Below are 22,890 nucleotides of genomic sequence, written 5' to 3' on the forward strand. Positions count from 1 at the left end.
GTCACCTCTTATTTACTATCTAAAAATCCTTGTAAGATTACGACTGCAGCCATCTTATCGATTACTTGCTTTCGCTTCTTACGGCTTACATCAGCTGAAATGAGCAGACGTTCCGCTGCCATCGTCGACAAACGCTCGTCCCACATTACAACGTCTAATTGTAACAGCTCTCGTAGGTTTTCTGCAAATTGCTGGCACGCTTCACCACGCGGGCCAATTGTACCATTCATATTTTTAGGTAAACCTACTACTATTTTGTCCACACCATACTGTTTTACTAACTCAGAAATACGGTCAAAACCAAAATGACCTCGTTCTTCGTTAATCTTAATTGTTTCCAGCCCTTGTGCTGTCCAGCCCATTTCATCGCTCATTGCAACTCCGACTGTTTTTGTACCTACATCTAAACCTAATATCCGCATAAACTACTCCTCACGATGATGTTTCAAGTAAGACTTCACAAGCTCTTCAATTAACTCATCACGTTCAAGCTTGCGAATGATGCTTCGAGCATCTTTATGGCGAGGTATGTATGCTGGGTCTCCACTTAATAAATAACCGACGATTTGGTTAATCGGATTATAGCCTTTTTCTTGAAGTGCATCATACACAGTTAAAAGTACATCATTTACATGGACACTCTGTTTTTCATCTTGAATGCTAAACTTCATTGTTTTATCAAAACCGTCCATTTCAAGCACCTCACTTGTAAGTAGTAAGTATAGGGAGAAGAACTTCTCCTCTCCCTACCATTGTACACTACTATCTCTTTATTTTGAAACAGATTTAACGTACTCTTGTACAAACGCTAAAGCTTCCTCAACTTGAGCTGGGTTTTTACCGCCTGCTTGAGCCATATCAGGACGGCCACCACCACCGCCACCACAACGAGAAGCCACTTCTTTCACAAGCTTACCTGCATGGTAACCTTGGCTAATTAAATCTTTCGTTACGCCAGCTAAAATGTTTACTTTATCATCACTTACAGACGCTAATACAACAACTGCAGACTCTAATTTATTTTTTAGATCATCCATCATTGTACGTAAGTTGTTCATATCTGCAACATTTACTTTTGCCGCTAATACGTTCACGCCATCAACTGTCATTACTGAATCAGTTAAGTTTCCAGCTTCGATATTGCTTAATTTCGCAGCAAGAGATTCGTTTTCTTTTTGAAGTTGTTTTACTTCAGCAAATAAACCATCAACTCTTGTTAAAATATCTTTTGGATTTGTTTTCATTTTACCTGCTGCTTCTTTTAATAAACCTACTTGATCGTTCATTAATTCGTATGCAGACTTACCTGTTACTGCTTCAATACGGCGAGTTCCTGCACCGATACCAGACTCAGCAACAATTTTGAAAATACCGATAGAAGCTGTGTTATCAACGTGACAACCACCGCAAAGCTCTAAGCTGTAACCGCCAACTTGTACAACGCGTACAACATCTCCGTATTTTTCACCGAATAATGCCATTGCACCCATTTCTTTCGCTTCTTCAATTGCTTTTTGAGAAATCTCAACATCAATACTTTCCCAAATTTTTTCGTTTACGATACGCTCAATTTTTTCTAATTCGTCAGCTTGTACTTGGCCGAAGTGAGAGAAGTCAAAGCGTAAACGTTCAGAAGTTACAAGAGAACCAGCTTGGTTAACATGCATTCCAAGTACGTCTTTTAATGCTTGGTGCAGTAAGTGAGTTGCTGTATGGTTTTTCACAACGCTACTACGGTTCTTCGTATCAATAACAGCTTTTACAGCCGCATCTTTCGTTAATGTACCCTCTTCAACAACAACTTTGTGTAAGTTCTGACCATTTGGCGCTTTTTGTACGTCTTTTACAAGAACTTTCACACCGTCAGTAAGAAGATAACCACGGTCAGCAATTTGTCCACCGCTCTCAGCGTAGAATGGCGTTACATCAAGCATTAACTGTCCTTCTTCACCAGCTTGTAAGCTATCTGTATACTCACCATTTTTCACAAGTGCAACAACGTTACTTTCTGTTGCAACTGTACCGTAACCAACAAACTCGCTCGCTACTTTAACTTCACCAAGTACACCGCCTTGAACTTGCATAGAATCAACGTCTTGACGAGCAGCACGTGCACGCTCACGTTGTTTTTCCATTTCATTTTCAAAGCCTGCTTGATCAACTGTCATACCAGCTTCTTCTGCGTATTCTTCTGTTAATTCAATTGGGAAACCGTATGTGTCATATAGACGGAACGCGTCTACTCCAGAAATAACAGTTGTTTTTTCTTCTTTTGCTTTTGTGATAACTTCAGCTAAAATTGCTTCACCGTCATGAAGTGTTTCATGGAAACGCTCTTCTTCGTTTTTCACAACTTTCGCAATGAAATCTTTCTTTTCAAGTACTTCTGGATAGAAGTCTTTCATTACTTCTCCAACAACCGGTACTAATTCAAACATGAATGGACGGTTAATGTTTAATTTTTTCGAGTAACGAACAGCGCGACGTAATAAACGACGTAATACATAACCACGGCCTTCATTAGAAGGAAGTGCTCCATCACCAACAGCGAATGTTACTGTACGGATATGGTCAGCAATTACTTTAAATGCCATATCTTTTTCTAAGTCACCATTACGATACTTCTCACCAGAAATTGATTCTGTTGCACCAATCATCGGCATGAATAGGTCTGTATCAAAGTTCGTAGGCACATCTTGAACGATAGATGTCATACGCTCTAAACCCATCCCTGTATCGATGTTCTTCTTAGGAAGCGGTGTATATGAACCGTCTGGATTATGGTTAAATTGAGAGAATACAAGGTTCCATACTTCTAAGTAACGCTCGTTTTCTCCGCCTGGATATAATTCTGGGTCACTAAAGTCATTACCGTAAGCTTCACCACGATCATAGAAAATCTCTGTATTCGGCCCACTTGGCCCTTCACCGATATCCCAGAAGTTTTCTTCTAAACGGATGATGCGCTCTTTTGGAACACCCATTTTCTCATTCCAAATTGTAAATGCTTCTTCATCTTCCGGATGGATTGTAACTGATAGTAATTCTTTATCGAATCCAATCCATTTGTCGCTCGTTAAGAATTCCCAAGCCCAAGTAATTGCTTCTTCTTTGAAGTAATCACCGATTGAGAAGTTCCCTAACATTTCAAAGAATGTATGGTGACGAGCTGTTTTCCCTACGTTTTCAATATCGTTTGTACGAATTGATTTTTGAGCATTTGTAATACGTGGATTTTGCGGGATTACGCGTCCATCAAAATATTTTTTTAATGTTGCTACACCACTGTTAATCCATAGAAGAGATGGATCTTCATGTGGAACTAGTGATGCACTAGGTTCTACTGCATGTCCTTTTTCTTGGAAAAAGTCTAAAAACATTTGACGAATTTGTGCGCCTGTTAGTTGTTTCATTGTATTTTCCTCCTTAAATATAAAAAACTCCCGCCCCTATAAAAGGGACGAGAGTTAACTCGCGATACCACCCTAATTATGAATTGATTATTATAACAATCAATTCATCACCTCATGGTGCCGTAACGTGGCAAGACGGCAGTGATTAGCTGCTCTCAGGATTAGCTTTCTGTTACCCTTCATTTAAAGCTCCTTTCAGCCAGTGGAAGCTTCTCTCTACAAATGGACTGTAACGTACTTGTTCCGTCATTGATTTAATGTATTATATGACTAAATATAATAGAATTCTCTTAAGTTTGTCAATGTAGATAATCATTTATATTATATCAATTGCTCATTATTCATAGTTATTCTACTATTCATTCTTAACAGCCTTTAAATATATTATGCATTTATTACTAAATAGGAATCTCCTCACAAAAATACTTTATACAAATTTCTAAATATTACATCATTTGTTATAATTAAATTATCAACAATAAAGGAGCGACTACAATGACAACTTTATTGAATCAAGCTAAAGAAATGTTAACAACTGATGAAAAAATCCTTTTTTATGCGGCATGTTCATTAGATATATTTATATATCGTTCCGTCGCAAGGCCAGGACTGTTAATCTTAACGAACAAAAAGCTCTTCTTTTATGGACCAGATGTAAGCAAGAACCCAATATTTGAAGAGTACTCTTTCGCAAAAATTTCTAATCTAAAAGAGCAAAAGCGGCTTTTCAGCAATCAAATTGTATTTATGTATGATACGGAATGGAAAAGAATAAAACATATTCAAACAACTGATATGAGCTCTCTGGTTCAAAAAATACAAGATCAACTCCTTAAATAATCATATTATTAGCCCTCTATTTTTTAAATAGAGGGCTTCATTTTAAACATCTTCTCTTTTCCAAAGAGGTCTCACATGAACAATCACTGTACGAATGATTGCTAAAACAGGAACTGATATTAGCAATCCTACAATACCTGCTACTTCTCCTCCAACTAGTAATGCAAGCATAATAATAACAGGGTGCATACGAAGCGACTTACCAACGATGTAAGGAGATAAAATGTTACTTTCCAAAAATTGCAAAATGGCAATTGTAATCCCCGCCTTAATGAGTAAACTCGTTGATACCGTTGCCGCAATCATCAACGTGGGAATCGCCCCTAAAATAGGACCAAAGTACGGGATTATATCCGTTACCCCAATAATAATGCCGAGTAATAACGGATATTTCATACCGATAAACCAAAAAGAAAGAACAGATACTCCCCCTAATACTAAGCAAACAAATAACTGTCCTCGAATATAACTTCCGAGTGATTTATCAATTTCTTTCGCAAGCATTTGACCCGTACTACGCCATTTACTCGGGACTAATTTCCAAAAGATATGATAAAACTCACCGTAATCTTTTAATATGTAAAATACAATGAATGGAATTAAGAAAATAATGAGTAACGAATCCAGTACACCACGAGCTGTGCTCATGACTTTATTTAAAAGCGCTTGAATCTTCGTTTCTACACCACCAAAAATTTGTTTCACCTTTTCATGAATAAATGATGGAAAATTCGCTGTTTGTTCCGTTACCCCATCCATCCAAGAATCGTACATTTTTGTAAACTGCGGAAATTGTTCATTAATCTCTTGCAACTGCTTAATAACAATTGGCGTTCCTTTATAAATCCCATAGCCAATCCCGCCGAAGAAAAGTACGTAAATGAGCAAAATGGCAAGTGTACGAGGCATTCCTTCTTTATGGATTTTTTCAATTAAAGGATGCAATAAGTATGCAATGAAACACGCGATAAGAAACGGTGTAATTGCCACTTTAAATACAAAAATAATTGGTGCCCACAATGGCTTAATTTTTAAAAAGACAAGCAAACAAAGAAAAATGAGTAACAATAATCCTAAACGATATATCCAAATGATTTTAAGATTCTTCACACGAAAAACCTCCTCCACCTTTATTTTGAAAATAAATAGGTTAGGTTATGTGCAAAAGTTTTAAAATCTTTTTATACAGACCATACTGTTTTTTAAAGACGTACATATATTTAACATAATAAGGACAACCACCCCTGAAAATACAAAATGTCAAAATATAATCAGGAGGGCTAATTATGGTTTTATTTATGCTCATATTATCAGCACTTTTTATGATTCTTGAATGGATTTGCATTGGGTTTGGTATTTGGAAAGGTTTCTTTATTCGTTCCTCGCGAAAAGAACGGGCGAAGCAATTATGGCATTATGGAATGCTTGGCGTTGGATGTTACGGTCTATCTTATCTCTTCTCAGAAATCGGACTTTTATATTTGCATACAAGTGCATAAAAAAACTCCCTTATCCTGAAGGGAGTTTTTCACTTTACCAAAATTATAAATAAGACTTAATCATCTTACGTGCTTTTTTCATATTGCGTTTAGAAAATACATCTTGCTTACGAGCATATTGATATGCTGCAGCCCCAACACCTAATGCGATTAATGAATTGCGTATATTCAAAGTAAATCCCCCTTTTCGTTATCCGATCGTTCTTTCATTCTCATCAAATAAATCATCAAGAGAGCTTAATGAACCATCTTCCTCTACTTGATGTGTATGGATTTTCCCCTTTGAAACCGATAATTCGATATAACAATTCCAGCAATAAAATTGGTTGACACCTATTTTTCCGATGTCTTTCCCTTTGCAATTTGGACAAATAAACATATGGCTTTCATCTCCTTACAGTCTCCCAGATTCTATTCGCCATTATGTCCAAACCGCATTCATTTATACATTGCTGGAGCCTTTCAACGTTATACGTTTGAAAGTTTCACTATATAATTTCACCTCGTTACATGAAATCATACGGTGAAATGTTTTCCACGTCCATTTCCTCGCCATTAACTGTTACCATCTGTACTTCTCCTTGTGATTCTTGCAATCGACCAGCTAAAGTCGTTTGACGCATTGCATCATCAAGGCGATTTACACCAGACTGGAAAGCTGCTTCCTCCCCGCAAATAATAAGGAATTTCTTACTCCTTGTAATGCCCGTGTAAATTAAATTACGACGTAACATACGGTAGTAGCTCTTTACAATCGGCATAATAACTATTGGGAATTCACTACCTTGTGATTTATGAATCGAGCAGCAATATGCATGGGTAATTTGGTTCAAATCAGGCTTTGTATACGTTACTTCAATCCCATCAAATGAAACGATAATCATATCTTGTTGCTCGACATTTTCTTTTGCATAAAAAATCGAAACAATTTCTCCAATATCACCATTAAATACTTGGCTTTCCGGCTGATTGACTAATTGAAGTACTTTATCACCTCTTCGATACACAACGTCACCGTAGGCAAGTTCTTTACTTTTTTCTTTTTTCGGATTAAACACTTCTTGAAGAGCTTCATTTAACACATTAATACCTGCTGGTCCGCGGTACATAGGTGCCAACACTTGTACATCTCTTGCGCTAAACCCTTTCGTCTTCGCGTTTTCACATACTTTTTTTACAACTTCAACAATTTGAGCCCCTGCACAGCTGATAAATGAACGATCTTTTTTATTTTGCGCTAAATCTGGTGGAAGTGTTCCGTCTTTTATCGCATGGGCAAGCTGAATAACAGACGAACCTTCTGCCTGACGATAAATTTCTGTAAGTTTTACCGTTGGGATGGCTCCTGCATTTAATAAATCTTTTAACACTTGTCCAGGTCCTACAGATGGCAACTGATCTTCATCACCTACAACGATAACTTGAATATTTGTCGGAAGTGACTTGAATAGCTGATTTGCAAGCCAAATATCTACCATCGAAAACTCGTCAATAATGAGTAACTTTCCTTGTACCGGATCGGTTTCATTGCGCTGGAAAGACCCTTCTGGCGTCCAACCAAGCAAACGATGAATCGTACAAGCTGGAAGCCCTGTCGATTCACTCATGCGCTTCGCCGCTCTTCCTGTTGGGGCCGTTAACAATATTGGAAATGGATTATCATCACTATATTCATTCGGATTTAATGATAATCCGTGAAGTGATGCATACATTTCAACAATTCCTTTAATAACTGTTGTTTTCCCCGTTCCTGGTCCACCTGTTAATAGCATCATCGGCTTATGAAGTGCAGTTTGAACTGCTTCTTGCTGAAGCGGTGCATACTGTACCTTTAGCTGTTCTTCAATTTCCCCTAATGTTTTTAACACTTCTGCTTCAGGGAATTCAGGGGTTTCTTCTTGATTCATAAGACGACGAATTGACTTTACAACGCCTTTTTCAGAGTAGAATAACGAAGCTAAATACACTCGCTCTTCTTCTATAATGACTTTCCCTTCACTTTGCATCATTTCAACGCAGCCTACAATATCTTCCTCAGTCACTCTTCCTTCTTGATTGTTTAAAAGTGACATCGTTTCTCTTACAAGTTGATCTTTCCCCATATAAACGTGACCGAGTTGCAGTGAAACATTCTCTAATGTATAAAAACAGCCCGCACGTACACGGTCGTCGTGATTACCCGATATACCTAATGCACGCCCTATATCATCCGCTCTTCCAAAGCCAATCCCATCCACTTCTTCAATAAGCTTATATGGATTATTACGAATCACTTCTAATGTCATTTCCTTATATTGCTGATAGATTTTAATAGAAAGCTTCGTTCCAAAACCGTAACCATTTAAAAAGCTCATTACTTTCTCTAACCCTTGATGTTCAACAATTGTCTCATATATTTCCTGCGCTTTTTGTTTGTTAACAACACCATTTAACGCATCAGGATCATCCATAATTTTAGAAATAGCATGCTCACCAAGGTGATCTACGATTTTTTCGGCTGTACGCTTTCCAATCCCTTTAAATAAATCGCTCGCTAAATATTGCACCATACCTGCTTTTGTTTGCGGCAATTCTTTCTTAAACGTTTCAACTAAATATTGTTTCCCATACTTCGGGTGGTCTTTAAAGTGACCTGTTAATGTAAACACTTCATCTTCATGCATACGGGGAAAATGACCGTTTATCATTACTTTCTTTTCGTCGTATGTTTCATTCGTTTCAATGATTTTCATACTGACAACGGAATAGAGGTTTTCTTCGTTGTGGAAAATGGTATGAAGAACTTGCGCTTTTATAAATTTTTTCTCTTCCTCAAACAAATCCATTGCATGTTGATTTCCCATCTTTCCTCTCCTTCCCGAGTTCTTTTCACTTTAATGAGCAGTACATCCCCCACCTCTTTCACATTCTTTAGATGAGGGGTAACTGCACATTAAACTATAATTTCACTTTATTCAGCTTCTTGCTCTAATAAACGAACACCATTACCAGCTAAAAAGTGATCTGGCTGAATTTCAGTTGCTTTCTTAAATAAAGTAAGAGCCTTCTCGTTATTTTCTTCAAATACGTACGCAACACCTAAATTATAATACGCATCTGCATGCTCTTCATCCATTTCTAATACCTTTTCAAAATAAGGTTTTGCCTCTTGAATATGTTCTAGTCGTGCGAAGCAAAGTCCACATTGGAAAACAGCTTCTACATCACTTTCATCTAATTCAGTTGCTCTTTGTAAAAATGGCAGTGCAAGACGATCATTTCCAAGCTGCACATGTGTAATACCTAACATAAACGTTACATCAGCTGATTGTAATCCAGCTTGCATCGCTTGTTCAAATACAGCCTTTGCCTCTGCAAATTGCTCGTGACCGTAATATACATTTCCTAAGCCATAATAAGCAGCCGCAGATTTATCATCTAATTCTAATGCACGTTTATAAAATAAAATTGCTCGTTCACTATCACCTAATACATCTAATAAATTCGCAAAGTTAATATATCCAAGCGCATCTTTCGGATTTTCTTCGATTGCTTCTGTAAAATTTTTAGCTGCTTCTTCCCAGTTTCCTTCTTGCATATATTGAATACCTGTTTCAAGTTTGTTTGACATGTCCTTCACCTCTACAACAAATTATAACAAAGAATGTATTTTCCAAGCGAACGAAAATTCGCTTTATGTAAAAGAAACCTCTAACCGCTAATCGGCAGAGGCTTCTCGTTTTATCCTAAATAATCTAATTTCTTACCACTATGATATACTTCATCAATTGTAGCGCCGCCTAAGCACTCATCTCCATCATAGAAAACAACTGCTTGGCCTGGCGTAATCGCACGAATTGGCTCATCACAAAGAATACGAACTGTATTTTCATCAACAATTTGAACCGTTACTTTATTATCTGCTTGACGATAACGGAATTTCGCTGTGCATTTAAATTCTGTTTCTTTTGCTTTGTTACTTACCCATCCTACATTCGTAGCGATAACTTCATCACCATATAGAAGTTCATTATGGAATCCTTGATCAACATATAAAATGTTTTCTTTCAAGTTTTTCCCAACAGCGAACCATGGATCACCGTTACCACCAATACCAAGGCCATGACGTTGTCCAATTGTATAGTACATTAAACCGTCATGTTTTCCTTTCACTTCACCAGATAATGTTTGCATCACACCTGGTTGCGCTGGTAAATAGTTACTTAAGAAATCTTTAAAGTTACGCTCGCCGATGAAGCAAATACCAGTACTATCTTTCTTCGCCGCTGTCGCTAAACCAGCTGCTGTCGCCATTTCGCGAATTTGTGGTTTCTTTAATTCACCTAATGGGAACATTGTTTTTGATAATTGCTCTTGGCTTAATTGATTTAAGAAATACGTTTGGTCTTTATTGTCATCAACGCCGCGAAGCATTTTATATTCGCCATCCATATAAGCAACGCGTGCATAATGGCCTGTCGCTACATAATCAGCACCAAGCGCAATTGCATGCTCTAAAAATGCTTTAAATTTAATTTCTTTGTTACACATTACATCTGGGTTTGGTGTACGACCAGCTCGGTACTCATCTAAGAAGTACGTAAATACTTTGTCCCAGTATTGTTTTTCAAAGTTTACTGCATAATACGGAATACCGATTTGGTTACACACTTCAATTACATCATTGTAATCTTCTGTTGCTGTGCAGACACCATTCTCATCTGTATCATCCCAGTTTTTCATAAAAATTCCGATCACATCATAACCTTGCTCTTTTAATAAAAGAGCTGCTACAGATGAATCGACGCCACCGGACATCCCGATGACAACGCGTGTTTCGTGAGGTAGTTTGTTCATCATGTCACCTCCCATGCTAATTTTGTGTTAATCGCTTCACGATTTTCACTGTTTCGTACGCCGCTTTTTCAATTTGCTCTTTCGTATTTCCAAGTCCGAAACTAAAGCGTACGGATGAACGTATTTGATCGGAGTCTTTTCCGAACATCGCTACTAATACATGTGATGGATCAATCGAACCAGCTGTACAAGCAGAACCACTTGATACTGCAATGCCAGCTAAGTCTAAGTTCACAAGAAACGGTTCAATATTCATTCCTGTAAAACTTATATTCAACACATGTGGTAAGCGATATTCCAAGTTTCCGTTTACCTCGAAAGTAATGCCTTCATTTTTGAAGACAGATACCATTATATCTTTAAACTCTTCATATTGGGCATTTTTTTGCTCACGATTTTTTGCAGCTAGCAAAATTGCTTGCTGCAGTCCAACGATACTAGGTACATTTTCAGTACCAGCACGGCGTTTTCTTTCTTGCTCTCCACCTATTAATAACGGTTCAAATTTCACATTTGCACCAGCATATAGGAACCCGACACCTTTTGGTCCGTTAATTTTATGAGCTGAAATTGATAGTAAATCAATGCCAAACTCTTTCACATCAATTTCTACTAAACCGTAAGCTTGTACTGCATCTGTATGAAAATAAGCTTGATGTTCTTTTAACAGCTTACCTATTTCCGCAATTGGTTGCATTGTCCCTACTTCATTATTCCCAAACATAACAGATACGAGAATTGTCTCATCTGTTAATGCCTTTTGTATGTCAGAAACGTGAACACGTCCTGTTTCATCTACAGGTAAATATGTCACTTCAAACCCTTCACGCTCTAACAATTCACACGTATGCAAAATCGCATGGTGTTCAATTTGCGTCGTTATAATGTGGTTACCTTTATGACGGTTTGCACGTGCTACACCTATAAGCGCTAAATTATCAGCTTCTGTACCACCGCTCGTAAATATAATTTCATTCGGATTCGCATGAATGCTACGTGCACACACACGTCTCGCCTCATCTACTGCATGGCGCGTTTGACGCCCATAAAAGTGAATACTAGACGGGTTTCCGAATGTTTCTGTCATATATGGAATCATCTTTTCGACCACTTCTGGGTGAGTCGGAGATGTCGCAGCATGATCTAAGTAAATGCGTTCCATTAAATCTCCTTCTTTCCAAATCGTTTCACAAGGAATTAAATGTAAAACATATAGCCCCCGTGATTTTCTTCCTCATAACGTACTAAATCTTCTAAAGTTGTACTATCTAATACTTCTTGCACCGCATCACGAACACGCATCCATAATTGGCGTTGTGCTGGTTCTTCTTCTTCTATCATTTCTACAACACTAATTGGACCCTCTAGTACACGGATTACATCTCCAGCTGTAATGTTGACTGGCTGATCAGATAATACATACCCGCCATATGCCCCGCGCGTACTCTTTACAAGACGAGCGTTACGAAGTGGTGAAATTAATTGCTCTAAGTAATGTTCAGATAAGTCATGTGCCTGCGCGATTGACTTTAATGAAATTGGGCCTTCACCAAACTTTTTTGCAAGGTCGATCATAATTGTTAAGCCATAGCGGCCTTTCGTTGAAATCTTCATCTATTTGCACCTCATTTCAAATTTTCACTTCTATTGGTTATATCTTTATTCATAAAAGAACACAATTTAAAATCCTATGAAATTATAGCATAATATAGTATTATAAGAAATTTCAACTTGTGTATCAAAATGATAACATAAAATCACATTGAAAAACTCGGAAATTATTACAATTGAAAGAAAAATGAAAATATTCATATTCATTTTTCCCACAAAACAGCATCCTATTTCAAATTCCATTAAAAAAAATGATACGATAGAATGAGATTATATATTAAGGGAGACGGTCTAAATGAAACAACCACTCGCACATCGAATGCGCCCTACAAATATTCAAGAAATTATCGGACAACAACATTTAGTTGGTGAAGGGAAAATTTTATGGCGAATGGTCCAAGCAAACCATTTTCAATCTATGATTTTATACGGTCCTCCAGGCACAGGTAAAACATCAATTGCTAGCGCAATTGCAGGAAGTACTGGAACCCCGTTTCGCCTCTTAAACGCTGTTACGCATAATAAAAAAGATATGGAAGTTGTCGTACAAGAAGCGAAGATGCATCGACACCTCGTTTTAATTTTAGATGAAGTCCATAGACTAGATAAAGCGAAGCAAGACTTTCTATTACCCCATTTAGAAAGCGGGCTTCTTACTTTAATTGGTGCAACGACAAGCAATCCGTTCCATGCTATTAATTCTGCTATCCGAAGCAGATGTCAAATCTTCGAATTACATGCATTAACAGAAGATGATATTTTAATTGGTTTAAAACGAGCTCTTGAAGATAAAGAAAAGGGGCTTGGGGAATATGATGTAACTGTCACGAATGAAGCACTGCATCACTTTGCAAATGCGTCAGGCGGAGATATGCGTTCAGCTTATAATGCACTTGAACTAGCTGTTTTATCTAGCTTTACAACTGACGACAAAGCCGCGGAAATTACACTTGAAATCGCAGAAGAATGCTTACAAAAAAAGAGCTTCGTTCACGACAAAGGTGGAGATGCTCATTATGACGTATTATCAGCATTTCAAAAATCTGTGCGTGGAAGTGATGTAAACGCAGCACTTCATTATTTAGCACGCCTTATTGAAGCAGGTGATTTACAAAGTATCGGTAGACGCCTTCTTATTATGGCATATGAAGATGTTGGACTTGCTAGCCCGCAAGCTGGACCGCGCACCCTTGCAGCGATTGAGTCAGCTGAACGAGTTGGATTCCCAGAAGCACGCATACCACTTGCAAATGCTGTTATTGAACTTTGCCTATCACCGAAATCAAATTCAGCTTATAAAGCACTTGATGCCGCATTACACGATTTACGTAACGGACAAACAGGTGATATTCCAAGTCATTTAAAAGATAGTCATTACAAAGGCGCAGAATCACTTGGAAGAGGCATTGGATACTTATATCCACATGACCATCCAAATGGCTGGGTACAACAACAATACTTACCTGATAAAATAAAAAACAAGCAATACTATAAACCGAAAACGACAGGGAAATTTGAGCAAGCACTTTCTACTGTGTATGAAAGATTACAAATTTCGAATAAAACGAAAAATAAAGGGTAACATAAACGAAAACGTCACCATTATGGAGGCTTCGCTTATGAAAACACGTCAAGATGCATGGACAAAAGAAGACGATCTCCTTTTAGCAGAAACTGTTTTACGACATATTCGCGGCGGAAGTACACAAATAAAAGCGTTCGATGAAGTTGGCGATACATTAAACCGGACTTCCGCAGCTTGTGGATTTAGATGGAACGCTGAAGTAAGGCCAAATTACGAAGATGCGGTGCAACTTGCGAAAAAACAACGTAAAGAATTAAAACGTTCTGAAGCTAAAATAGAAAAAGATCATTTCACGAAAACGAAACAACTCGTAATCGATGCCGAGTTTTCAGAAGATATTACGCCAAGTAAACAAGGTCTTACAATACAAAAAATCATCTCATTTTTGCAAAACTTAGAGCACAATAATCCTTCACTCGCAAAGTTACAAACCGAAAATGACGTATTACAAGCTCAGCTCACTTCCCTGCAAAAAACAAACGATGAACTTGAAACAAAATTAGCTGTACTCACAAAAAAGCAACAAGCAATCGAAGAAGATTACGCCATGCTTGTTAGAATTATGGATCGCGCTCGAAAACTCGTTTCAGTTGAAGAGCAGGAGGAGCAAATTGCTCCGATTTTCAAAACCGATCAAAATGGAAATTTAGATATTATATATTCTGCAGAGAATTAAAAAACAGGGGTATCACTTTTTTGACTAAGTGACATCCCTGTTTTTTTCGATTGACAACAATAAGCCTCTTGGAGAAAATTGGATATTTTTCACTTAAATGTTACTATAAATATATACACTTGAAGGGAGATGGTTGCTATTTCATTAATAGTATTCAAAATAACACTCGGTGTTCTCGTCCTAACGTTAGGGATTTTTACATTTCACATTTTAAAAAAGACTTCCGCCTATAAGTCGGACAAATACGATTATTCTTTATTAGGTTTACTTACATTTGAATTATTAGTATTGCAAATAGCAGCAATCCTTTAAAATAAAATAGAAAAAGCATATACCCAAGACGGATATATGCTTTCTTTTTATTCTTGCCCTACACGCTTCACTTCTACGTTTTTAATACGTTCACGTACAACGTGACTTGCCATAATTAGGCCTGCCACAGATGGTACGAATGCATTTGATGAAGGTGGTAATTTCGCTTTACGAATTTTTGCATTTTCGTCTGGTACGATTTCTTTACGTACTTCTTCACGAATTACGATTGGGTTTTCGTCAGAGAAGACAACTTTTACACCTTTTTTAATACCATCTTTACGAAGCTTCGTACGAATTACTTTCGCAATTGGATCTGTATGTGTTTTAGAGATGTCCGCAATACGGAAACGAGTTGGGTCCATTTTATTTGCTGCACCCATACATGAGATAATTTTAATTTTGCGACGTAAACATTGTTTAATTAAATGAATTTTGAACGTAATCGTATCAGATGCATCTACTACGAAATCCAATCCATGTTTGAAAAACTCTTCATATGTTTCATCAGTATAAAACATTTCTAGTCCAATTACTTCACACTCTGGATTAATGTCTGCAATACGCTCTTTCATTAATTCTACTTTTGAACGTCCTACAGTAGATACTAACGCGTGAATTTGACGGTTTACGTTTGTAATATCTACAACATCTTTGTCAACTAATACAAGACGTCCTACGCCAGAACGTGCTAACGCTTCTGCCGAAAATGATCCTACGCCGCCAATTCCTAAAATACCGACTGTACTATTTTTTAATATTTCAAGGCCTTCTTTTCCAAAGGCTAATTCATTACGTGAAAATTGATGTAACATTCAGCTCTACACTCCTATTACAAAAATGGTCTACCATGTATTCTAGCGTTTTTCCGACTATTTGTATAGAAAAAGTTATAGAATTCCTAAAAATACATATTCAAAGAGAAAAAATAAACATAAGACCACTAGCTGAACCAGACTTTTTTCTTACATATTTGTTTAAAAAGGAGGATTCAGAGGGCCGAGCAAATCGAGGCGCTGAAGCCAGGAGGATCGCGGTGTAGCTTTTACTACTCGAGCACCGGACTGGCGAAGCAGCGATGAGATGCGACAGTTATCTGAACCGGACTTTTTAAACTTCCCTTCAATACACGTTTAAAAAGGAGGATTCAGAGAACCGAGCAGATCGAGGCACGTATGCTAGGAGGAGCGCAGTGTAGGAGTACTACTCGAGCACCGGACTAGCGTACGTAACGATGAGATGCGACAGTTATCTGAACCGGACTTTTTAAACTTCCCCTCAAAAAAAAGCCTAGACGGCTATAGTATAACCATCTAGACTCTATTCTTACTTCTCTTCTTTCAAGCTCAATTTTAAGCTTAGCTCTTCAAGCTGAGCTTCTGCAACTGGGCTTGGCGCTTCTGTTAATAAGCAACTTGCGCTTGCTGTTTTCGGGAATGCAATTGTATCACGAAGGTTCGTACGACCTGCAAGTAACATAACAAGACGGTCTAAACCTAATGCAATTCCGCCGTGTGGTGGTGTACCGTATTCGAATGCTTCTAATAAGAATCCGAATTGCTCTTGCGCTTCTTCTTGTGAGAATCCAAGTGCTTTGAACATTTTTTCTTGTACGTCACGCTCGTAAATACGAAGTGATCCACCACCAAGCTCATAACCGTTTAATACAAGGTCATATGCTTGTGCGCGTGCTTTTTCTGGTGCTGTTTCTAATAGCTCAACATCTTCACGGAACGGCATTGTGAATGGGTGGTGAGCTGCGAAGTAACGATCTGCATCTTCATCGTACTCAAGAAGCGGCCAATCAGTTACCCATAGGAAGTTAAATTTACTTTCGTCAATTAACTCAAGCTCTTTACCTAGGCGTAAACGAAGTGCACCTAAGCTATCTGCAACAACGCTCTTCTTATCCGCTACGAATAGTAATAAATCGCCAGCAGTAGCTTCTAATGTATTCATTAACGCTTTTGCATCTTCTTCACCGAAGAACTTCGCAATCGGTCCTTTTAGGCCGTCTTCTTCAACTTTCAGCCAAGCTAAACCTTTTGCACCATATACTTTTACAAATTCAGTTAATGCATCGATGTCTTTACGAGAGTATTTGCTCGCAGCACCTTTTGCATTAATTGCTTTTACTTGTCCGCCGTTTTCTACAGCACTTGTAAATACTTTGAAACCACAACCTGCTGCAAATTCAGATAGGTCTGTTAGTTCCATTTCAAAGCGTGTATCTGGCTTATCAGAACCGTAGCGAGCCATTGCATCAGCATATTTCATACGAGGGAATGGTGCACTAACTTCTACACCTTTCGCATCTTTCATGACTTTCGTCATCATACGCTCCATCATTTCTAAAATTTCATCTTGTGTTAAGAATGATGCCTCGATATCGATTTGTGTAAATTCTGGTTGACGATCCGCACGTAAATCTTCGTCACGGAAACAACGTGCTACTTGATAGTAACGCTCAAATCCGCCGACCATAAGAAGCTGTTTAAATAACTGTGGAGACTGCGGTAATGCATAGAATTCACCATCATGCACACGACTTGGTACTAAATAGTCACGAGCTCCTTCTGGTGTGCTCTTCGTTAAAATTGGTGTTTCAACTTCTAAGAATTCTTCTGTATCTAAGAAGTTACGAATTGTTTTTGTTACGTCGTGACGCATTTTAAATGTGTTGAACATTACAGGACGACGTAAGTCTAAGTAACGATATTTTAAACGCACATCTTCTGATGCATCTGTGTCATCAGAAATAATAATTGGCGTTGTTTTCGCTGCATTTAATACGTTTACTTTCGTTGCTTGTACTTCAATACGACCAGTCGCCATATTGTCATTAATTGCACCTTCACCACGTTCAACAACTGTACCTTCTACGTGTAATACGTATTCGCTACGAATTGTTTCTGCTACTTCTAGCGCTTCTTTTGATGTTTCTGGGTTAAATACAACTTGTACGATACCTGTACGGTCACGTAAGTCGATAAAGATTAATCCACCTAAGTCACGACGTTTTTGTACCCAACCTTTTAATTGAACTGTTTGTCCAACAGCTTCTACCGTTACTTTTCCACATGCATGTGTTCTTTCAGCCACTGTAAGTTCCCCCTATACTAATTTCTCTGCTACGTATGAAGCGAATACATCTAACGCTACTTCTTCTTGTCCGCCTGTTGCCATATCTTTCAAGTTAATGATGCCTTTATCTAGCTCATCTTCCCCTAATACAGCTACGTATTTCGCATTTAAACGATCCGCTGATTTGAATTGTGCTTTCATTTTGCGATCTAAATAATCTTTTTCAACTGACAATCCAGCTTTACGAAGATCAAACGCAATTTTTGCAGCATGGTCTTTCGCTTTTTCACCAAGAGCTACAACGTAACAATCGATACTATGTTCAATTGGTAATTCAATATTTTCGGCTTTTAGCGCCATAATTAAACGTTCAATACTCATCGCAAAACCGATACCTGGCATTTCTGGTCCACCGATTTCTTGTACAAGTCCGTTATAACGGCCACCACCGCTTAATGTAGTAATAGCACCAAAACCTTCTGCCTCACTCATAATTTCAAAAACAGTATGTTGGTAGTAGTCTAAACCACGTACTAAGTTCGGATCTTTTTCAAACGGAACATCCATCATCGTTAATAGTTCTTGAACTTTGTCGTAGTATACTGCTGAATCTTCGTTTAAGTATTCTGTAATAGATGGTGCGGTACTCATTAGTTCATGATTACGGTCCTTCTTACAGTCTAAAATACGAAGAGGATTTTTTTCTAAGCGAGATTGGCAATCAGAGCAGAATTCTCCGATGCGCGGCTCAAAGTGTGCAATTAATGCGTCGCGGTGCGCTTGACGGCTCGCTGCATCACCTAAGCTGTTTAATACAACTTTAATATTTTTTAAGCCCATGCCACGGTAAAACTCTACAGCAAGTGCAATTACTTCTGCATCAATTGCAGGATCGTTACTACCGATTGCTTCAATACCGAATTGTACGAATTGACGATAGCGACCTGCTTGTGGTCTTTCATAACGGAACATTTGACCGATATAGTATAATTTCGTTGGTTGTGTTGCATCACCGAACATTTTGTTTTCAACGTAAGAACGTACAACAGGTGCAGTACCTTCTGGACGTAATGTTAAACTACGCTCTCCACGGTCTTGGAATGAGTACATTTCTTTTTGTACGATATCTGTCGTATCACCAACACCACGTAAAAATAGCTCTGTGTGTTCAAAAATTGGTGTACGAATTTCTTTATAATTGTAACGACGGCAAATTTCGCGCGCTTGCCCTTCGATATACTGCCATAACTCTACACTACCTGGAAGAATATCTTGCGTTCCGCGTGGGATTTGAATAGACATATTCAGTTCCTCCTCAAATTGTTTTAATCTTAATAAAAATAAAAAAACTCCCGCCTCTACTGTTTGAACAGTAGGGACGAGAGTATTATACCCGTGGTGCCACCCTAATTGAAGCACGTATGCTTCCACTTTTTTAATAACGCTTAAATATGCGTTCATCTCTACTAAGCGTATAAGCCTTTCAAGTTGAAACCTACAGAGTGTCATTCAATCAGTCATCATGTAGAAATGTTTTCAGCCTAGGACATTTCTTCTCTTTCCATGTGTATCTCATTTACTCTTCTCTATCAACGGCTATATTCATATGTAAATATAAAATTACTATACGTTTGTTGAGTAGGATTGTCAAGTGCTCTAAGAGCGCTCAATTTGCTTCTTTAGGCGCTTTACATCTTGCAGTGAAATTCCGAACTCTGAAGCAAGCTCCATTGAAGTATTGTTTTGCTCTTTTGAAATAAAATCATGAAAATTCACGTTAAACAGTTGATTTGCACCATTTGTAACAGAATGCCCTTTTTCATTCATACGCATACGTATATCCCTCACATTCAATATGGATGTTTTACTTGTTATTGTTCCATATTGATGAAAGAGTTATACATAACTGAAAACAGCTATTGATTCCAAATAAACATTAACATTCGATTCACAACAATAATAATAGCCAGTCCACTCGCCAGCATATAATGTTTCAAATGATACAATGCTGCAACACCTACTCCAAACACGATAATTTCTAACAATACATGTAATATGCCTTGTACTTCCCATTCTGCGTGTTGCGCTCCAAATAAAGCCCATATGATAGCAACAATAACCGGAAGAATAATCGCAAGTGTAACTTTTATAACCGTTATTGTTCCTACCCGAAATCCCCAGTATCCAACAATTCCAAGAACACATAACTCAAGCATAAAACGTAATGCTATATTAAACGCTTGTAGCATGCTACACCTTCTTTATCTTTTATTCCCCCTCAAATTAATCCTATGATAAATGAACAAAACATACAATAATGTATAAAAAAGAGAGGGTCATATAACCCTCTCTTTTTTAACAACACTATTTACTATCCACAATTAAGGTCACCGGACCATCATTGATTAAAGAAACGTCCATCATTGCTCCGAACTTCCCTGTTTCTACATGCAATCCTTGCTTACGAACTTCCTCATTAAAGAAATCATATAAACGCTCTGCATAGTCAGGTTTCGCAGCACCCATAAAGTTTGGACGTCTTCCCTTACGGCAATCTCCGTATAATGTGAATTGCGAAATTGATAGAACTTGTCCTTCTACATCAAGTACAGAATGGTTCATCTTTCCGCTCTCATCTTCAAAAATACGTAAGTTTGCAATTTTTTCTGCAATGTAAGTTGCATCTTTTTCTGTATCTTCATGCGTAATGCCAACTAGTAATGTTAAACCGAACGGAATTTGTCCTACGATCTCACCGTCTACTGTGACAGACGCTTCTTTTGATCGTTGTAAAACAACTCTCATCTTTTCTACACTCCCTATTAATGCATCATGCGTCGTACTGCATAAATTTCTGGAACACGTTTAATGCGCTCTACTACTTTTTTCAAGTGCTGTAAGTTTCGAATAGAAATCGACATGTTAATCGTCGCCATCTTATTACGATCACTTCTACCAGAAACAGCTGAGATATACGTTTTCGTTTCTGTAACAGCTTGCAATACTTCATTCAATAAACCACGGCGATCATAGCCTGAAATTTCAATATCAACATTGTATTCAATTTCTTTTTCAGGGCTACCTTCCCACTCTACTTCTAATAAACGCTCTACAGCTTCTTCCGTATGCACATTGACACAATCACGACGATGAATCGATACACCTCGGCCTTTCGTAATATACCCAACGATATCATCACCCGGAACTGGGTTACAGCATTTTGATAAACGAATTAGTAAATTATCAGCACCGCTTACCTTTACACCAGAATCCCATTTTCGAATTTTCATCGGTTTACGAACTTCTTTAACTTCAACGATGTCTTCTTCTTCACGTTGTTTACGGAACTTGTCCGTTAGTCGCGTAACAATTTGCGCTGCTGTAATTCCGTTATAACCAACTGCTGCAAACATATCTTCTTCATTTGCAAAGTTAAACTTCTCAGCAACACGTTTTAAATTATCAAGCGCTAATACTTCTTTCATCTCATACTCTAAGCCACGCACTTCTTTTTCAACAAGTTCACGGCCTTTTTCAATATTTTCATCTCTACGTTGTTTCTTAAAGAATTGACGTATTTTATTTTTCGCATGAGATGTTTGAGCAAGCTTTACCCAATCTTGACTTGGACCATACGAATGTTTCGATGTTAAAATTTCAATGATGTCACCAGTTTTCAACTTATAATCAAGCGTCACCATTTTCCCATTTACTTTTGCACCAATTGTCTTGTTTCCAATTTCCGAATGGACACGATACGAAAAATCAATTGGAACAGAACCAAGTGGTAATTCCATTACATCGCCTTTTGGTGTAAAGACGAATACCATGTCAGAGAATAAATCAATTTTTAATGACTCCATAAATTCTTCTGCATTAGAAGCTTCATTTTGCCATTCTAATATTTGACGGAACCAAGTTAGTTTCTTCTCTAATGTACCTGTTGTTTCTGCTGTTTTTCCTTCTTTATACGCCCAGTGTGCCGCGATTCCGAATTCTGCAATCTCATGCATTTCTTTCGTACGAATTTGCACTTCTAGCGGGTCACCTTTTGGTCCAATTACAGTCGTATGAAGAGATTGATATAAATTCGCTTTCGGCATTGCAATATAATCTTTGAAACGACCTGGCATTGGCTTCCAGCACGTATGAATAATTCCAAGCACCGCGTAACAATCTTTAATACTATTTACAACGACACGTACAGCTAGTAAATCGTAAATTTCATTGAACTGTTTATTTTGCAATGCCATTTTACGATAAATACTGTAAATATGTTTTGGTCTTCCAGAAATCTCAGGTTGAATTGAAACTTCTTTTAATTTCTCACGAATACCAGTCATTACTTCATCTAAATATTCTTCACGCTCTGCACGTTTACGCTTCATTAAATTTACAATACGATAATATTGTTGCGGATTTAAATAGCGAAGTGACGTATCCTCTAACTCCCATTTAATAGTACTAATTCCGAGTCTATGTGCTAAAGGTGCAAAGATTTCTAACGTTTCATTCGCAATGCGACGCTGCTTCTCTTGAGGCAAATGTTTCAATGTACGCATGTTATGAAGACGATCAGCTAGTTTAATTAAAATAACTCGAATATCTTGAGCCATTGCGATAAACATTTTGCGATGGTTTTCTGCTTGTTGCTGCTCATGAGATTTATATTTAATCTTTCCGAGCTTCGTAACACCATCGACAAGCATAGCGATTTCTTTATTAAATTCTCGTTCAATATCTTCTAATGTAATCTCTGTATCTTCCACTACATCATGCAAGAAACCTGCCGATACTGTAGCTGGATCCATGTGTAAATCAACTAAAATACCTGCAACTTGAATTGGGTGAATAATATATGGTTCACCCGATTTTCTATATTGTTCGCTATGTGCATCGCGTGCATATTCATAAGCACGTGCCACTAGCTCAATATCTTCATCCGCTAAATATTGACTTGCTTTCTCGAGTACCTGTTCAGCTGTTAGTACTTGCTCATTTGCCATCGAATCACCTTTTATTGAAAATTGACTT

22 protein-coding genes and 2 other annotated features are annotated in these 22,890 nt (G+C 37.8%); of the genes, 4 read left to right on the forward strand and 18 right to left on the reverse strand.

The features are described from left to right. Positions 1-8: 8 nt before the first annotated feature. The 3 genes from ruvX to alaS form a co-directional block, all read right to left on the reverse strand. Entirely contained in the window at positions 9-422 is a 414-nt protein-coding gene (gene ruvX / locus BAU23_RS16895; RefSeq protein WP_001221201.1) for a Holliday junction resolvase RuvX, read from the reverse strand. Positions 423-425: 3 nt separating this feature from the next. Then, complete coding sequence (locus BAU23_RS16900) at positions 426-692, reverse strand: IreB family regulatory phosphoprotein (protein ID WP_000348590.1); 267 nt, start codon at positions 690-692, stop codon at positions 426-428. Positions 693-770: 78 nt separating this feature from the next. Then, entirely contained in the window at positions 771-3,413 is a 2,643-nt protein-coding gene (gene alaS / locus BAU23_RS16905) for an alanine--tRNA ligase (RefSeq protein ID WP_000811813.1), read from the reverse strand. A gap of 40 nt (positions 3,414-3,453) precedes the next feature. Further along, positions 3,454-3,672 (reverse strand) — a binding site (T-box leader). A 236-nt stretch (positions 3,673-3,908) separates the two neighbouring features. On the opposite strand from alaS, the gene BAU23_RS16910 reads away from it, so the two are divergent. Beyond that, positions 3,909-4,253 (forward strand): PH domain-containing protein, encoded by a 345-nt coding sequence (locus tag BAU23_RS16910; RefSeq protein ID WP_000209534.1) that lies wholly within the window; start codon positions 3,909-3,911, stop codon positions 4,251-4,253. Positions 4,254-4,295: 42 nt separating this feature from the next. Here BAU23_RS16910 and BAU23_RS16915 read toward each other — a convergent pair whose 3' ends face one another. Then, positions 4,296-5,363 (reverse strand): AI-2E family transporter, encoded by a 1,068-nt coding sequence (locus BAU23_RS16915; RefSeq protein WP_000793104.1) that lies wholly within the window; start codon positions 5,361-5,363, stop codon positions 4,296-4,298. Between the two features lie 176 nt (positions 5,364-5,539). Between BAU23_RS16915 and BAU23_RS16920 the strand changes: the two genes are divergently transcribed. Further along, positions 5,540-5,752 (forward strand): hypothetical protein, encoded by a 213-nt coding sequence (locus BAU23_RS16920; RefSeq protein ID WP_000242544.1) that lies wholly within the window; start codon positions 5,540-5,542, stop codon positions 5,750-5,752. 43 nt (positions 5,753-5,795) lie between these two features. On the opposite strand, the gene BAU23_RS16925 is transcribed toward BAU23_RS16920, so the two are convergent. From BAU23_RS16925 to cymR, 7 genes are all read right to left on the reverse strand, one after another. Beyond that, entirely contained in the window at positions 5,796-5,924 is a 129-nt protein-coding gene (locus BAU23_RS16925) for a YrzQ family protein (protein WP_001026264.1), read from the reverse strand. An 18-nt stretch (positions 5,925-5,942) separates the two neighbouring features. Next, positions 5,943-6,131, reverse strand: coding sequence for a hypothetical protein (locus tag BAU23_RS16930; protein WP_000469281.1), 189 nt, complete (start codon positions 6,129-6,131; stop codon positions 5,943-5,945). A 127-nt stretch (positions 6,132-6,258) separates the two neighbouring features. After that, positions 6,259-8,595, reverse strand: a complete 2,337-nt coding sequence (gene recD2 / locus BAU23_RS16935) for an SF1B family DNA helicase RecD2 (protein ID WP_071734846.1) — start codon at positions 8,593-8,595, stop codon at positions 6,259-6,261. Positions 8,596-8,702: 107 nt separating this feature from the next. Further along, positions 8,703-9,362, reverse strand: coding sequence for a tetratricopeptide repeat protein (locus tag BAU23_RS16940; RefSeq protein WP_000066389.1), 660 nt, complete (start codon positions 9,360-9,362; stop codon positions 8,703-8,705). A 110-nt stretch (positions 9,363-9,472) separates the two neighbouring features. Continuing rightward, positions 9,473-10,588, reverse strand: a complete 1,116-nt coding sequence (mnmA, locus tag BAU23_RS16945; RefSeq protein WP_001038013.1) for a tRNA 2-thiouridine(34) synthase MnmA — start codon at positions 10,586-10,588, stop codon at positions 9,473-9,475. Positions 10,589-10,604: 16 nt separating this feature from the next. Then, positions 10,605-11,750 (reverse strand): cysteine desulfurase family protein, encoded by a 1,146-nt coding sequence (locus BAU23_RS16950; RefSeq protein WP_000439920.1) that lies wholly within the window; start codon positions 11,748-11,750, stop codon positions 10,605-10,607. Between the two features lie 35 nt (positions 11,751-11,785). Continuing rightward, the gene (cymR, locus tag BAU23_RS16955) at positions 11,786-12,202 is read right to left on the reverse strand and encodes a cysteine metabolism transcriptional regulator CymR (protein WP_000704117.1); all 417 of its coding nucleotides are present in this window, start codon (positions 12,200-12,202) and stop codon (positions 11,786-11,788) included. Positions 12,203-12,494: 292 nt separating this feature from the next. Here cymR and BAU23_RS16960 point away from each other — a divergent pair, with 292 nt between their 5' ends. Beyond that, positions 12,495-13,781 carry a replication-associated recombination protein A gene (locus BAU23_RS16960; protein WP_000812926.1) on the forward strand — a complete coding sequence of 429 codons (1,287 nt, stop codon included), beginning with the start codon at positions 12,495-12,497 and terminating at the stop codon, positions 13,779-13,781. A 37-nt stretch (positions 13,782-13,818) separates the two neighbouring features. Then, positions 13,819-14,460 carry an RsfA family transcriptional regulator gene (locus tag BAU23_RS16965; protein WP_000857694.1) on the forward strand — a complete coding sequence of 214 codons (642 nt, stop codon included), beginning with the start codon at positions 13,819-13,821 and terminating at the stop codon, positions 14,458-14,460. 359 nt (positions 14,461-14,819) lie between these two features. Here BAU23_RS16965 and BAU23_RS16975 read toward each other — a convergent pair whose 3' ends face one another. The 7 genes from BAU23_RS16975 to relA form a co-directional block, all read right to left on the reverse strand. After that, a complete protein-coding gene (locus tag BAU23_RS16975; RefSeq protein ID WP_000903181.1) occupies positions 14,820-15,587 on the reverse strand; it encodes a tRNA threonylcarbamoyladenosine dehydratase in 768 nt (255 codons plus the stop codon). Positions 15,588-16,098: 511 nt separating this feature from the next. After that, on the reverse strand, positions 16,099-17,874 hold the full coding sequence (aspS, locus tag BAU23_RS16985; RefSeq protein WP_000840912.1) for an aspartate--tRNA ligase: 1,776 nt from the start codon (positions 17,872-17,874) through the stop codon (positions 16,099-16,101). A gap of 12 nt (positions 17,875-17,886) precedes the next feature. Continuing rightward, entirely contained in the window at positions 17,887-19,158 is a 1,272-nt protein-coding gene (gene hisS / locus BAU23_RS16990) for a histidine--tRNA ligase (protein WP_000027075.1), read from the reverse strand. Positions 19,159-19,227: 69 nt separating this feature from the next. After that, positions 19,228-19,458: a binding site (T-box leader), on the reverse strand. 54 nt (positions 19,459-19,512) lie between these two features. Then, positions 19,513-19,689 (reverse strand): hypothetical protein, encoded by a 177-nt coding sequence (locus BAU23_RS30230; protein WP_001242605.1) that lies wholly within the window; start codon positions 19,687-19,689, stop codon positions 19,513-19,515. Between the two features lie 83 nt (positions 19,690-19,772). After that, complete coding sequence (locus tag BAU23_RS17000; RefSeq protein ID WP_000938308.1) at positions 19,773-20,105, reverse strand: YrdB family protein; 333 nt, start codon at positions 20,103-20,105, stop codon at positions 19,773-19,775. Positions 20,106-20,220: 115 nt separating this feature from the next. Beyond that, entirely contained in the window at positions 20,221-20,661 is a 441-nt protein-coding gene (locus tag BAU23_RS17005) for a D-tyrosyl-tRNA(Tyr) deacylase (RefSeq protein WP_001266959.1), read from the reverse strand. A gap of 17 nt (positions 20,662-20,678) precedes the next feature. Further along, a complete protein-coding gene (gene relA / locus BAU23_RS17010) occupies positions 20,679-22,862 on the reverse strand; it encodes a GTP diphosphokinase (protein WP_001262798.1) in 2,184 nt (727 codons plus the stop codon). Between the last annotated feature and the right edge of the window lie 28 nt (positions 22,863-22,890).

The organism is Bacillus nitratireducens (assembly GCF_001884135.1).
Taxonomy (GTDB): Bacteria; Bacillota; Bacilli; order Bacillales; family Bacillaceae_G; genus Bacillus_A; species Bacillus_A nitratireducens.

Coding starts and splice junctions, on each gene's coding strand:
- ruvX (WP_001221201.1), bottom strand. CDS start 422: ATGCGGATATTAGGTTTAGATGTAGGTACAAAAACAGTCGGAGTTGCA.
- BAU23_RS16900 (WP_000348590.1), bottom strand. CDS start 692: ATGGACGGTTTTGATAAAACAATGAAGTTTAGCATTCAAGATGAAAAA.
- alaS (WP_000811813.1), bottom strand. CDS start 3,413: ATGAAACAACTAACAGGCGCACAAATTCGTCAAATGTTTTTAGACTTT.
- BAU23_RS16910 (WP_000209534.1), top strand. CDS start 3,909: ATGACAACTTTATTGAATCAAGCTAAAGAAATGTTAACAACTGATGAA.
- BAU23_RS16920 (WP_000242544.1), top strand. CDS start 5,540: ATGGTTTTATTTATGCTCATATTATCAGCACTTTTTATGATTCTTGAA.
- BAU23_RS16930 (WP_000469281.1), bottom strand. CDS start 6,131: ATGTTTATTTGTCCAAATTGCAAAGGGAAAGACATCGGAAAAATAGGT.
- recD2 (WP_071734846.1), bottom strand. CDS start 8,595: ATGGGAAATCAACATGCAATGGATTTGTTTGAGGAAGAGAAAAAATTT.
- BAU23_RS16940 (WP_000066389.1), bottom strand. CDS start 9,362: ATGTCAAACAAACTTGAAACAGGTATTCAATATATGCAAGAAGGAAAC.
- mnmA (WP_001038013.1), bottom strand. CDS start 10,588: ATGAACAAACTACCTCACGAAACACGCGTTGTCATCGGGATGTCCGGT.
- BAU23_RS16950 (WP_000439920.1), bottom strand. CDS start 11,750: ATGGAACGCATTTACTTAGATCATGCTGCGACATCTCCGACTCACCCA.
- cymR (WP_000704117.1), bottom strand. CDS start 12,202: ATGAAGATTTCAACGAAAGGCCGCTATGGCTTAACAATTATGATCGAC.
- BAU23_RS16960 (WP_000812926.1), top strand. CDS start 12,495: ATGAAACAACCACTCGCACATCGAATGCGCCCTACAAATATTCAAGAA.
- BAU23_RS16965 (WP_000857694.1), top strand. CDS start 13,819: ATGAAAACACGTCAAGATGCATGGACAAAAGAAGACGATCTCCTTTTA.
- BAU23_RS16975 (WP_000903181.1), bottom strand. CDS start 15,587: ATGTTACATCAATTTTCACGTAATGAATTAGCCTTTGGAAAAGAAGGC.
- hisS (WP_000027075.1), bottom strand. CDS start 19,158: ATGTCTATTCAAATCCCACGCGGAACGCAAGATATTCTTCCAGGTAGT.
- BAU23_RS30230 (WP_001242605.1), bottom strand. CDS start 19,689: ATGCGTATGAATGAAAAAGGGCATTCTGTTACAAATGGTGCAAATCAA.
- BAU23_RS17000 (WP_000938308.1), bottom strand. CDS start 20,105: ATGCTACAAGCGTTTAATATAGCATTACGTTTTATGCTTGAGTTATGT.
- BAU23_RS17005 (WP_001266959.1), bottom strand. CDS start 20,661: ATGAGAGTTGTTTTACAACGATCAAAAGAAGCGTCTGTCACAGTAGAC.
- relA (WP_001262798.1), bottom strand. CDS start 22,862: ATGGCAAATGAGCAAGTACTAACAGCTGAACAGGTACTCGAGAAAGCA.